Source organism: Microbacterium sp. SY138 (genome assembly GCF_039729145.1).
In the GTDB taxonomy this organism is placed as follows: Bacteria; Actinomycetota; Actinomycetes; order Actinomycetales; family Microbacteriaceae; genus Microbacterium; species Microbacterium maritypicum_A.
Window position 1 is genome coordinate 2624136 of the sequence record NZ_CP155793.1, and the last position, 12594, is coordinate 2636729.

The following is a 12594-nucleotide window of genomic DNA, read 5'->3' on the forward strand; positions in this document are numbered from 1 at the left end:
CGCGTCAGGCGGGGAATCCCGAACGGGCGGTGTACCCGAAGTCGCTGAGGATGCTGGTGCCGTTGACGGCCCTGGTGCGAGGCGACACGAGGTACGCGACGTGGGCAGCGACCTCCGCTGCGCTCTGCACCGGGAACGGCGGATCGTCGAAGGCCGCAGCGCCGAGGTCGCTCCGACTCATCGGAGTGTCGACGATCGACGGGGCCACCGTGTTCACCCGGATACGGGTGTCGGCGAGGTCGACGGACAGCGCGCGAGCGAACTGGACCAGAGCCGCCTTCGACGTGCAGTACGGCACCATACCGGGCGACGCGACGAGGGCCGAGTCACTGGCGAGCAGCACCACGGAGGCGGCCTCCGCTTCGCGCAGCGCCGCCAGGGCGTGCTTCAGGACCAGGAACGACCCCGTCACGTTGACGGCGAGCACCCGATTCCAGATGTCGAGACTGGTCTCCTCGATCGGCGTCCCCACCGGGCCGGACACACCGGCGCAGCAGACGACCGCGTCGAGCCTCCCCAGCGCCGCCACCCCGGCGTGCACGGCGGCGTGCACCTGGCCCTCGTCCGTGACATCCGCCACCAGGACCACCGCATCCGGGCAGTCGCGGGCCACGTCGTGCAGCGCCGCACCGTCCCTGTCGAGCAGCGCGACACGGACGCCCTCCGCAGCGAGCCCGTGGGCGGTGGCGCGGCCGATGCCGCCGGCCGCTCCCGTGATGAGGGCCGTCGTCCCCTGCAGCTGCAGATCCATCTCGTCCTCCGCACGCCGTCTGGCACCGGGCGGTGCGATCTGAGGACGGCGGTGTCGTCCCGGTCATCCTCCACCCCCTCATCGGCACCGCGAACGCTCGCCGAGCGGCTGTGCACGGTGACACCACCGTCCTTCGCTCAGGGTCAAGCGCCGCTGCGGCGGCACGAGCAGACTCGCTCTATCGACGATTCCCCTCGTCGTCGATGCCGTGTCCGCACGGCCGTCACCAGCAAAGGAGCCGACGTGGCAGACCCGACATCTGCGTCCACGACGCAGAACCACACCTCCCTCCGTCCTGGCGCCCTCGGCGTCGCCGGAATCGTCTTCCTCGTCCTCGCCGCGGTCGCACCGTTGACCGGCATCGTGGTCGTGGCCTCGCTGGCCATCGCCCTCGGCAACGGCGGCGGCACACCCATGTCGTTCTTCCTGGTGGCAGGGATCCTGCTGCTCTTCGCGATCGGCTACGCGCAGATGTCGAAGCAGCTGGTCAATGCCGGCGGCTTCTACGCCTTCGTGGTGAAGGGCCTCGGGCGCACCGGTGGCCTGATCGCGGGTCTGATCGCCACGCTGGGCTACAACTTCTTCGTGGTCGGCACGATCGGCACGAGCGGTTTCTTCATGCAGACGATCATCCGCGACCTCACCGGTCTCGACGTGAACTGGCTGGTGTGGGGACTGCTGTCGATCGTGGTGTGCTTCGTCCTCGCTCGGATCGGCGTCGACTTCAGCTCGAAGGTTCTGGGCGTCTGCCTGGTGCTCGAGGTGCTCATGCTGGTCGTCTTCGACATCTCCGTGCTCGTGCAGACCGGCTACGACCTGGCGGCCTTCAGCCCCGAGGCCGTGTTCTCCGGGTCGCTGCCCATCGGCCTGCTGCTGGCGGCGACCGGCTTCCTCGGCTTCGAGGCGACCGCGCTGTTCAGCGAGGAGGCGAAGCAGCCGCTGCGCACGATCCCGCGCGCCACCTACACCTCGATCATCGCGATCGGCGTGATCCTCGGTGTCACCACGTGGGCGGTCGTCAGCGCGACGGGTGTCTCCCAGGCGCAGGCCACCGCCCTCGAACATCTGCCGACCGGTGACCTGATCTTCTCGATCTCGCAGCAGTACCTGGGTGGTCCGCTGACGACCCTGATGATGATCCTGCTCCTGGTGAGCCTGTTCGCGGCGATGCTGGCGTTCCACAACTCGGCGACCCGCTACCTCTACTCGCTGGGGCGCGCGAAGATCCTCCCGCAGGCACTCGCTCGCACCCGCGCGAACGGCGCCCCGCAGCTCGCCGGCATCGTGCAGGCCGGGTTCGCGGGCATCGTCGCGATCATCTTCGCGATCGCCGGCGCCGATCCGATCCTCACCCTCGTGCCGGCGATGCTCGGCTTCGGCACCCTGAGCGTGCTGATCCTGCAGGGGCTCGCGGCCATCTCGATCGTCGTGTACTTCCGCCGCCGCCAGGATCCGCGGTGGTGGAGCACCTTCATCGCCCCCGGCATCGGGTTCCTCGGTATCGCCGCGATCTCGGTCCTCGCGATCGTGAACTTCAACATCGTGGCGGGGTCCGAAGAGCTCGCGATCCGGCTGATGCCGCTGCTGCTGGTGCTCGCCCTCATCGGCGGCATCGTCTACGGCGCCTATCTCCGCCGCTCCAGGCCCGCCGTGTACGAGGGCCTCGCCACCGACCTCGAGAAGTTCAGCGACCGCTGACCTCCCCGCCCCCACCGACAGAAGGAACCACGAAGACCATGACGACGCTGAACCCCGCCGACACCTCCACCTGGCTGCCGCTGGAGGGCCTCGCCCCCGGTTTCGACGCCAACAAGGCTCCGCACAGCACCGCCCTCAGCGGCCGCGAGATCACGGTCGTCGACGCCCGCGGCACCCGTATCGTCCACCGGTTCGCCGACGCCGCCGTGACCTGGGAGTACCAGCCGGGTGCAGAGGACGCGACCGAGGCGGCATCCGACACCGACGACTACGAGGCCTTCGAAGTCGATGCGGACCTGTATTTCGTGCAGTTCCACCACCGGTACCTGCCGAACGAGGCCGTCTCGCTGATCCTCGACCTCCGTCACGGTCGTGCCCTCGCGGTGATCTCCGAGATCCTCGCCGCGCCCGAGAAGGGGCGCACCCGGGTGCAGCACCACTTCGCCCCCGGCGTGATCGAGGGCGCCGAGGTCTCGGGTGCCGAGGCTGCACCGACGACGACGCTCATCGGGCGCCGCGTCGAATGGGTCTACAGCACCGAGCACGCCTACGAGCACGTGTACCTCTCGCCGCGCTGGTACTCGTGGCAGTGCCTCGCCGGCCCCGAGCGCGGCCTCGCCGACACCGACGAGAACAGCGTCTGGGAGGTGCGGCCGGGTATCTACGTGTTCGCCTGGCGCGAGAAGGTGATCCCGTGCGCCTCGGTGACGATCGCCGATCATCGCGACGTCAACGCGATCCGCTCGCACGGCGTGCTGTTCGGCCTCGACGAGAGCGGTGAGGTGCCCACGCACTTCACCTTCGGTGCACACGGTCGACTGCTCTCCACCACGCTGCACACGCCGGAGCTCGAACCCGCGACCTTCGGAGACCGCTGACATGAGCGACGTCGCCGACCTCATCGTCACCGGATCGGTGATCCGCACCGCCGACCGGGCGAACCCGATCGTCGAGGCCTTCGCGGTCCGCGACGGCAGGATCCTCGCGGTCGGGTCGCGCGCTGACCTCGAGTCGTTCCGCGGACGCCGGACGCAGCTGCTCGACGTCGGCGACGCCGCGGTGTACCCCGGTTTCGTCGATGTGCACAATCACCATGCCCTCGCCGGGCGCACCGAACTGTTCGAGCTGTCGCTGGCACCCTCGCTCACGCTCGACGAGATCCTCGACCGGGTGCGCGAGAAAGCGGCCACCCTGCCGACGGATGCGTGGATCGTGGGCGGAGCGGTCGCCACGACGTTGCTGCCGTCGCTCGCGAACACCGCGAGCCGACGGCTGCTCGATGACGCGGCCGGGGGCCGTCCGGTGGTCCTCATGGAGGACTCACGACACAACCGGTGGGCGAACAGCCGGGCGCTGGAGCTCGCGGGAATCACTGCGGACAGCATCCCCGAGGCGGGCGTCACGCTGCTCGATCCCGACGACGGCACCCCCACAGGAGTGCTGCTGGAGGCTGCGGGCATCCCGGTGCAGGAGGCATACGACCGCAGCGGCGGCCTCACTGCCGCACAGCACGCGGCCGCGTCGCGCCGCGGCGTCGAGATCCTCAACTCGTTCGGGATCACGACGTTCCAGGATGCGGGCGTGTCCGTCGAGATCCTCGAAGCCTTGGCTGCGCTCGACCGTGCCGACGAGCTCAATGCCTGGGTCGTGTCGTCGTTGCTGATCAACGACGAGATCTTCGGTTTCGACCCGATCGGCGAGCCGCTGCTCGACCGCGGCGAGGAGTTCCGCACCGCGCACCACCGCCCGGACTTCGTGAAGATCTTCCTCGACGGTGTCCCGCCCGCCCGCACGGCGTCGTTCCTCGAGCCGTATCTCGCGGACGCCGCGCACGGCGCGCACTTCCACGGCGAGACCACCATGACCCTGGACGAGCTCATCGGGTGGCTCCGCTCCGTGGCGCGGCGCGGTCTCGGCGCGAAGGTGCACTGCACGGGCGACGGCTCGGCACGTCTCGTGCTCGACGCGGCCGCGCAGCTGCGCGACGAGGGCTTCACCACCCCCATCCAGATCGCGCACGGGCAGTTCCTGGCCGAGTCGGACATCCCGCGACTGCAGGCTCTGGATGTCTCGGCCGACATCTCGCCGTTCATCTGGTATCCGGGTGTGATCCCGCAGGCGCTGTCCGAGGTTCTCGGCGAGCGCGCGGAGCATTCCCAGCCGAACCGGGCACTGATCGACGCGGGAGCCCGCGTCGCCGGCGGCTCGGACTGGCCCGTGAGCGATTCTCCGAACACCCTCGAAGGTCTGCAGGGTCTCGTGACGAGAGCCGATCCGCTCGGCCGCGCACCCGGCACCCTGTGGCCCGAGCAGGCCATCACCGCCGAGGAGGCGCTGGAGGTCTTCACGATCAACGCCGCGACCGCGATGGGACTCGGCGACGAGACCGGCTCGCTGACCCCCGGCAAGTCGGCGGACTTCGTCGTGCTGGCCCGTGACGCGATCGCCGGCCCCGCCGAGGACATCGTGCGCACCGAGGTCATCTCGACGTGGTTCGCCGGACGTCGGGTGCACGGCGACTGAAAGGAAGAGGCGTCGACACCGGATCTGTCCGGCGCCAGCGCTCGTCCCTCAGCCCTCTTACCTCAGCCCTTTTACCTCAGCCCTCGAGCACGAAGCGGGCTCCACGTTCGCCGATCATCGCGGCGGGGGCGTTGGTGTTGCCGGTGGGCACGGTCGGCATGACCGAAGCATCGATCACTCGCAGCCCTGCGATGCCGCGCACGCGCAGTTGCGGATCGACCACGGCCTGCGCATCCGTGCCCATGCGGCAGGTGCCGACCTGGTGGTGGTAGGTGATCGCGGTGCGGCGCACCCAGTCCTCCACTCCGGAGTCTGAGACCTCGGGGCCCGGGTACACCTCGACGGCGCCCCACTCCTCACCGAGGGCGGGGCGTGCTCCGATCCGACGGCACTGCCGCACGGATGCGGCCAGTGAGGCGACGTCGCGGTCGTCCTCCAGCGCCGCCAGGTCGATGGCCGGCAGGTCAGCGAGCGTCGCGCCGGTGAGTCGGAGAGTGCCGCGGCTGTGCGGCGTCACGAGGCCGGCCATGAGGGTGAATCCGTCGTCGCCACGGGGCTCGAGCTCGCCCCACATGGGCACCGAGAAGTTGATCGGCTGCGTGTCGGGCTCGGCGAGGTCGTCGCGGCTGCGCCAGAAGAGGTGCGTCTGCGTCACGGAGACTCCCGGTTGCGGAGGCCCGACCGGGCGCCGCGTGGTGAAGATCACCGGCGACAGGAGGTGGTCGTGGAGGTTCTGCCCGACACCGGGCGAGTCCTGCACGACCGGGATGCCGAGCGCGGTGAGGTCGGCTGCCGGACCGATGCCGGAGCGCAGCAGGATCACGGGCGACCCGATGGCACCGGCCGCGAGGATGACCTCGTCCGCGAGGACCTCTTCGGACTCCTCCCCCTCCCCCAGTCGCACACCGACGGCGCGGCCGTCGCGCACGATGACCGAATGGACTTCGCGTCCGGTGACGATCGTCAGCTTCTCCGCGACGGGCTGCGCGTACGCCGTCCAGGTGTTGACCCGGCGGCCGTCGCGCATGGTGACCTGCTCCTGCGAGACTCCGTCGAGTGTGCCCGCGTTGTAGTCCGGGTTGTGCGTCAGTCCTTCCTGCACCGCGGCGTCGATGATCGAGGCCTGGATCGGCGAGAGCGGGTAGTCGTCGGTGACCGGCAGCAGGTCGTTCTCGATGGCCTCGTAGACGGGCTCGACCTCGGCCCAGCCCCAGCCGTGTGCGCCGGCGCGCTCCCACGCGTCGTAGTCGGAAGCGGCTCCGCGCACCCAGATCATGGCGTTGAGGGCGTGCGATCCCCCGGTGACCTTGCCGCGCGGCAGATGCAGCCGACGGCCGCCCGCGTGCGTCTGGGGGACGGTGAAGTAATCCCAGTCCTCTGCGGAGTGCCAGAGTTCGCCCGCGCGGGAGGGGTCGTGGATGGCCGGGTTGGTGTCGTACCCGCCGGCTTCGATGAGGGTCACTGCGACGCCCGCGTCCGTGAGACGACGCGCGACGATGGCTCCCGAGGTTCCGGCTCCGACGACGATGGCAGAGCGCACGGGTCAGGCCTTCCGGCCGGGGCCCGAGACGACCTGGGTGACGGCGACGGACTTGAGTCCCTCGACGCCGAACTCCAGCCCGTAGCCCGAACTCTTCACGCCGCCGAACGGCACCATCGGATGCAGTCCGCCGTGCGAGTTGATCCACACGGTGCCGGACTGCATCCGGGAGGCCGCATCACGCGCCGCCTCCGGGTCGCTCGACCAGACCGAGGCGCCCAGTCCCACGTCGAGGGAGTTCGCCAGCGCGAAGGCCTCGTCGATGTCGCTGTATCGGATCACCGGCAGTGCGGGACCGAACTGCTCTTCCTGCACGAGCGCCGCGTCGTTGTCGATGTCGGCGACGATGGTGGGGCGGTAGAAGAGCTCCCCGAGTTCGGGGGCCGACTCTCCGCCGGTGACGATGCGCGCACCGCGACGCCTGGCATCGTCGACCAGGCGGCTGACGATGTCGAACTGTGCGCGGTTCTGCAGCGGGCCCAGCACGTTGTTCTCGTCGAGTCCGTTGCCCATCGGCATGGAGCCGGCGATCGATGCCAGTGCGTCGACGACCTCGTCGTACACCGAGTCGTGCACGTACAGGCGCTTCATCGCGGCGCAGGTCTGCCCGGTGTTGATGAAGGCTCCCCAGAAGAGGTCTTCGGCGATCGCCGCGACGTCGGTGCCGGGCAGCACGATGCCGGCGTCGTTGCCGCCGAGCTCGAGCGTCAGGCGCGCGAGGTTGCCGGCCGAACTCTCGATGATGCGGCGTCCGGTGGCGGTCGAACCGGTGAACATGATCTTCGCGATGTCCGGGTGAGAGGCGAGCCGCGCGCCGACCTCGCGGTCGCCGGAGACTCCGATCAAGACGTCGGCCGGGAGTACCTCGTTCATCACGGCGATCATCGCGAGCACGCTCAGGGGCGTGTACTCGCTCGGCTTCGCGACGACGGTGTTGCCCATCCGCAGGGAGGGGCCGATCTGCCAGATGCTGATCATGAGCGGCCAGTTCCACGGGCCGATGGCACCGACGACTCCGGCCGCCTTGTAGACGAGCTCGGCGTGCAGGGTCTCGTCGTCTACGAGGACCTGCGGCTCGATCGCCGTGGTGGCGTTGGTGCGCAGCCAGGCGGAACACGCGCCGAGCTCGAAGCGGGCGTTGGGACCGTTGAGCGGCTTCCCCTGCTCCCGGGAGAGCAGGTGGGCGAGGCCTTCGGCGTTGGCGTCGATGGCATCGGCAGCTGCGAGGAGAAGTGCGCTCCGCTTCTCGTGGCCGAGCGCCTCCCAGGCCGGTTGGGCGGCCTTCGCGCGAGCGATCGCATCGTCGAGGTCGTCGACTGACGCCACGGGGGCGCGCCCGATGACCTCACGGGTCGCGGCATCCGGGATGTCCCGGCCTGCGCCTTCCGGCGCCTGGATGCGGTCGAGCAGCGCAGCGGCTGCGGAAGCGGCGGAATCGGACATCGGGGACTCTCCTTCGAGCGTGGCGCGGGCCAGCGACAGTCGAGAAGCTGGTCGTCTTCTCATTGTCGACGGGCGTTCCTCACGACGCTTGTCGCGGAGCGCGCCGCAGATGTCCGAGTGCGAAGGATGACACGATCGGGCTGACGCCGAGCCGCCGGCCTGATGCCGAGCCGCCGTGATGGTGCAGCGACACCGTCAGGCGGCGATGTCGAAGCGTGCGCGCCCGCCGAGCCTCGGGGCCTGTTGCGGGTCGACGTATCGCGGCGGAATGAACCACACCCGCGCTCCACTCCCACTCCCGGCTCCGGTCCCGGTCCCACTCCCGGCTCCGGTCCCGGTCCCACTCCCGGTTCCGGTCCCGGTCCCACTCCCGGTTCTGGTTCCGGTCCCGGGAGCGTCGATGCGGATCTCCCACCCGTTGTCGTGGATGCGATGGTGACACGTCTCACACAGCAGCACCCCGTTGGAGAGATCGGTCGGCCCGCGGTCGCGTGTCCACCAGCGGATGTGATGCGCCCTCGTCATCTCCGGCGGCAATCCGCACATCGCGCATCCCCCGTCACGCTCCACCAACGCCAGCCGTTGCGCCCGGGTGAACAACCGTTTCTCCCGCCCCCAATCGAGCACCTCACTGTCCCCACCGAGAACACACGGGATCACGCCGCCCCCGGCCGCCATCCGCCGCGCCGCCCCGACACTGACCGGCTGATCCACACCATCCACGGTCGCCGACCCGGTCCCGGCCTCCAGATCATCCAGACCCACCCGCACGATCACCCTCGCACCCGCCACCGGAACCCGCCGCTCACACCCGAGCACATGCGCGCAGAACACCGAAAGAGCATCCGCCTGGATCATCGGAACCGTCCGCCGATCCCCATCAGGAGCGCCCGCATCGGGAGCATCCTTCCGCGCCGCGAACACCGCCGTCACGAACCCCCGGATCGCCGTCACCACCGGCGCCGCGGTCTCCACATCGAGAACCGCGTTCAGATGCACCATCCCGTCCCGCTCGAACAGCGACAACGCCCGCCTGCCACGGCGCTCGTCCTCACGCGGCTCCACCCCATCCGGGTCAAGCCACGCCTCCACCCGCACCACGAGCATGCGCACACCATCGAGCGCGAGCCCTGCCGCCTTCTCCACCAGCAGCCGCTCCCCCTCAGCAATCCGCTCCACCCCCGCCACAACCCGGCACCGATCCAGCGCCGCGATGATCACCGCCGCCGCCGGAGCCCCCAGCACCCCCACATCCAACGCCGCACTCACCAACGGATACCTCGCCGGCAGACGCGCCCCCAGAAGATCACTCCGCGGCGCCGTCGCCTCACCCACCCTGACAAGACGCGACGCCTCACCCCTCGACACCCCCGTCGCCACCGCGATCAACGTCGCCGGACTACGGAAACCCTGCTGCTTCGCCAGACTCCCCGCACCCAACTCCGCACGCGACTCCCGAGCAATACACGCCGCCACCGACACATGCACCGCATCCAACCGACGCCGCAACACCCCGATCGACGCGCTCACCACGATCAACTGCTCCCGCGACAACTCCCCCGAATCCCCCACACCCGCCCACACCTCATCCAAGCGAGACATCGCCTCATGCAACGCGGTCAAATTCGACATACTCGATTTTACCGCGACCACCACCGACATTCGAAGCTATATTCGAATCCATGCCGGCATATCAGCGGTGACACGATCCCTCTCCTGTCCGACGTCGACAGCTCGCTCCCGTCCCGCTCTCGACCGCCGTCGATTCCACACGCGCCGGGAATCCTGCACGCCGCCCTCGCGTTCTCCCCCTCGGACCCTCCACGAAAGGCCCCCGATGACAGATCGTCCTCGCCGTTCGGCATGGCCGCCCCTGCTGCTCGCGATCGGGCTGGAGGTCACCGCGACCCTCTCGCTGCGTGCGGCAGAGGGATTCACGCATCCGCTCTGGCTGATCGTCGTGGTTCTGGGCTACTCCGGCTCACTGTGGCTGCTGTCGGTGGTGCTCGATCGCGGCATGGCCGTCGGGGTCGCGTACGGCATCTGGTCGGCGATCGGAGTCGTGCTGACCGCTGTGCTCGGCACCGTGCTGTTCGGCGAGCTGCTGGGACCGGTGCAGATCGTCGGCGTCGGCGTGATCGTGGTCGGCGTGCTGCTCGTCGAGCTCGGCTCCCACACGCGCGAGACCCGGGAGGTGGCGCCGTGACCTGGCTGCTCCTCTCCCTCGCGATCGTCAGCGAGGTCACCGCGACGTTGAGCCTGCGCGCATCCGAGGGTCTGCGCCGTCGCCGTTGGATCCCCGTGATCGTCGTCGGCTACGTCGCGGCGTTCACGCTGCTCGGCACGATCCTGGCACTGGGGATGCCGGTGGGCGTCGCCTACGGAATCTGGGCCGCCGCCGGCGTCGCGTTGACCGCCGTGCTGGGACGGGTCATCTTCAAGGACCACTTCTCGGCGATGATGGCCGTCGGCGTCGCACTCATCGCCGTCGGTGTGGGGATGATCGAGTTCGGCGGCGGGCACTGATCGCCGCGGTGATCAGTGCCCGCCCGCGCGATGGGCTCCACGAGGTCATCGCCTAGGATCCGAGTGTGTCCGACCTCGCCGCTCGATTCCCGATCGGCTCCGCCGTGCGCGCCGTACGGTTTCCGACAACCACGGCGGTCTTGCGGTCGCTGGGCGGCACGCGTCTGACGGCGGAGTTCGTGGTCCTCGTCGATTCCGGTCAGGTGCGACTCATCGGCTGGCGTCGATCAGACTCCCTTTGGGACTTTCCCACTGCGGATGTCGTCGCCGTATCGTGCGCGGAGACCAGCACTTCCCCGCCGCACCCCCAGGTCGGACTCGCGATCGTTCTCACTCTCCGGACAGGAGCCGGCTACGTCGACCTGCCGATCGTGCCGGTCTCCGACGACGGCGAGCGGTCGTTGACGTGGCAGGACGATGAGGTGCGGGGCCTGGCTCATCGACTCTCGACGGCGATGGGGATCACGCGCTGAGCGAGCGCAGACCCGCGTGCGGGTGTTCCTCACGCACTGAGAACCGCCGCTTTCGCCGCATTCACGAGTTCTGTGTAGTTCGGCATCAACGGCTCGACCAGCTTCGTCTCGAGCTGCGATTCCAGGTCCCACAGCACGCGCTGCTCCGCCTCGTCCGCGATGAGCCGTGCGTCGTCAGCGGCGGCCGTGAGCCATTCGAAGAGCACCAGCGCCTCGGCGGATGTCAGCCGCAGTTCGACGTTCTCGTCCGTCATGTCCACTCCTTCGCGACGTTCCCGGCGACGGGACGCCGCCCCGAAGCCTGGCGATCCCTCCCACCCGGCGGATTCCCATCCGCACGATCGTCCACGGCTTTCACGAGCGCCCCGCACCCCTCAGTACTGCGCCGAGAACGCGCCGTCGGACTTCAGCAGTTGCCCGGAGATCCAGCGCCCCTCGTCCGACACGAGGAACTCCACCACCGCAGCCACGTCCGCCGGCTGCCCGAGGCGCCCGAGGGGCGTCATCCCGGCCAGACCCGTGCGCGTCTCGTCGTCCATCCAGCCGGTGTCGATGGGCCCGGGGTTCAGCACGTTCGCCGAGATCCCGCGCGGACCGAGCTCGCGCGCCGCAGAGATCACGAGGCGGTCGAGGGCGCCCTTGGATGCGCCGTATGGGAGGTTGCCGGTGACGTGGTCGCTGGTGAGCGCGAGGATCACTCCCCCATCGTCGCCGATCTGCCGCGCGAACGCGGCGATCAGCAGCAGAGTCGCCCGCGCGTTCACGGCGACGTGCAGGTCGAAGCTCTCGGCGGTCGTGTCGAGGATGCCCGACTCCACGTCGTGCGCGTGGCTCAGGATGAGGGCGGTGATCGGTCCGTGCGCGGCGGTGACCTCGGCGATCAGCGCCTCCGGTCCCTCGTGCGTCGAGAGGTCGGCCGGGTGGTCGGCATCGTGCAGGTCGCTGGTGACGACGGTCCATCCGGCGGCGCGCAGTCGAGGGACGATGCCGGCGGCGATGCTGTCGGCACGGGCGGCACCGGTGATCAGAGCGAGGGGCATGTCGCCACGCTATCGGAACCCGGAACTCCCCTCACGTCGCCAGGCACATCAGGGCGACCCCGGCGGCCAGCGCCCACGATTCGGTCGCGACCAGTCGCACGGTGCGCCCGTGATGGACGGGCTCGACGAACCAGTCCGCCACGACGGTCCACAGCACCACGCCGATCACGCCGGCGACGATCAGGACCGACAGCAGCCCCGACAGACCTCCATGACCTCCGTGCGCCCCCGCACAGGCCTCTGGAGCCTCGCCTGTCACCGCACTCTCGAACGAGCAGACGGCGAGGAGCAGGGCGATGAGCGCACGGCGGAAGCACTCGCCGGCAGCCGAGGTTCCGCGCACCCCCACCGTGCCGAGCATGGCGGAGAGCAGAAGCACGGCCCCCAGCCCCAGACCGACCATCGGGGCATCTCCGGCGAGCGCGGCCACGAGCATCGCGGCCGCCATGACCAGCACGGCCTGTCGACCCTGCCACGGCACGGCGCGCCCCGCGATCAGCGAGGCCACCGCCGCGACGACGGCCGCACCGACGAGCAACCAGGGCGCCGCCGGAACGAGATCATTCACACCCGAATCCTATTGACGCAGGAGCGCCCCAG

13 protein-coding genes are annotated in these 12594 nt (G+C 69.6%); 6 read left to right on the top strand and 7 right to left on the bottom strand.

The annotated features are described in order from the left end of the window. Positions 1–4: 4 nt before the first annotated feature. A complete protein-coding gene (locus tag ABDC25_RS12445; protein ID WP_347123090.1) occupies positions 5–751 on the bottom strand; it encodes an SDR family oxidoreductase in 747 nt (248 codons plus the stop codon). Between the two features lie 243 nt (positions 752–994). Here ABDC25_RS12445 and ABDC25_RS12450 point away from each other — a divergent pair, with 243 nt between their 5' ends. From ABDC25_RS12450 to ABDC25_RS12460, 3 genes are read left to right on the top strand one after another with little or no spacing between them, the layout of a single operon-like run. After that, a complete protein-coding gene (locus ABDC25_RS12450) occupies positions 995–2449 on the top strand; it encodes an APC family permease (protein ID WP_029266538.1) in 1455 nt (484 codons plus the stop codon). A 38-nt stretch (positions 2450–2487) separates the two neighbouring features. Then, a complete protein-coding gene (locus ABDC25_RS12455) occupies positions 2488–3327 on the top strand; it encodes a molybdenum cofactor biosynthesis F family protein (protein ID WP_136025073.1) in 840 nt (279 codons plus the stop codon). A 1-nt stretch (position 3328) separates the two neighbouring features. After that, entirely contained in the window at positions 3329–4972 is a 1644-nt protein-coding gene (locus ABDC25_RS12460) for an amidohydrolase (protein WP_347123091.1), read from the top strand. A 76-nt stretch (positions 4973–5048) separates the two neighbouring features. Here the strand turns inward: ABDC25_RS12460 and ABDC25_RS12465 are convergent, their stop codons facing one another. The 3 genes from ABDC25_RS12465 to ABDC25_RS12475 all read right to left on the bottom strand — a co-directional run bounded on the left by ABDC25_RS12465 (position 5049) and on the right by ABDC25_RS12475 (position 9587). Next, complete coding sequence (locus ABDC25_RS12465) at positions 5049–6512, bottom strand: FAD-dependent oxidoreductase (RefSeq protein WP_292762263.1); 1464 nt, start codon at positions 6510–6512, stop codon at positions 5049–5051. A 3-nt stretch (positions 6513–6515) separates the two neighbouring features. Continuing rightward, positions 6516–7955, bottom strand: coding sequence for an aldehyde dehydrogenase family protein (locus ABDC25_RS12470; RefSeq protein WP_347123092.1), 1440 nt, complete (start codon positions 7953–7955; stop codon positions 6516–6518). A gap of 195 nt (positions 7956–8150) precedes the next feature. Further along, entirely contained in the window at positions 8151–9587 is a 1437-nt protein-coding gene (locus ABDC25_RS12475) for a DUF222 domain-containing protein (protein WP_347123093.1), read from the bottom strand. 205 nt (positions 9588–9792) lie between these two features. Here ABDC25_RS12475 and ABDC25_RS12480 point away from each other — a divergent pair, with 205 nt between their 5' ends. The 3 genes from ABDC25_RS12480 to ABDC25_RS12490 all read left to right on the top strand — a co-directional run bounded on the left by ABDC25_RS12480 (position 9793) and on the right by ABDC25_RS12490 (position 10954). After that, positions 9793–10161, top strand: coding sequence for a multidrug efflux SMR transporter (locus ABDC25_RS12480; RefSeq protein WP_347123094.1), 369 nt, complete (start codon positions 9793–9795; stop codon positions 10159–10161). Beyond that, a complete protein-coding gene (locus tag ABDC25_RS12485) occupies positions 10158–10481 on the top strand; it encodes an SMR family transporter (protein WP_021199874.1) in 324 nt (107 codons plus the stop codon). The genes ABDC25_RS12480 and ABDC25_RS12485 overlap by 4 nt, the downstream gene beginning before the upstream one ends. Positions 10482–10546: 65 nt before the next feature. Beyond that, entirely contained in the window at positions 10547–10954 is a 408-nt protein-coding gene (locus tag ABDC25_RS12490) for a hypothetical protein (RefSeq protein WP_347123095.1), read from the top strand. A gap of 29 nt (positions 10955–10983) precedes the next feature. Here ABDC25_RS12490 and ABDC25_RS12495 read toward each other — a convergent pair whose 3' ends face one another. The 3 genes from ABDC25_RS12495 to ABDC25_RS12505 form a co-directional block, all read right to left on the bottom strand. Then, entirely contained in the window at positions 10984–11208 is a 225-nt protein-coding gene (locus ABDC25_RS12495; protein WP_347123097.1) for a hypothetical protein, read from the bottom strand. A 120-nt stretch (positions 11209–11328) separates the two neighbouring features. Then, entirely contained in the window at positions 11329–11994 is a 666-nt protein-coding gene (locus tag ABDC25_RS12500) for an SDR family oxidoreductase (protein WP_021199875.1), read from the bottom strand. A 31-nt stretch (positions 11995–12025) separates the two neighbouring features. After that, positions 12026–12562: a hypothetical protein gene (locus ABDC25_RS12505; RefSeq protein ID WP_347123098.1), complete on the bottom strand. Its 537-nt coding sequence runs from the start codon at positions 12560–12562 to the stop codon at positions 12026–12028. Positions 12563–12594 lie beyond the last annotated feature (32 nt).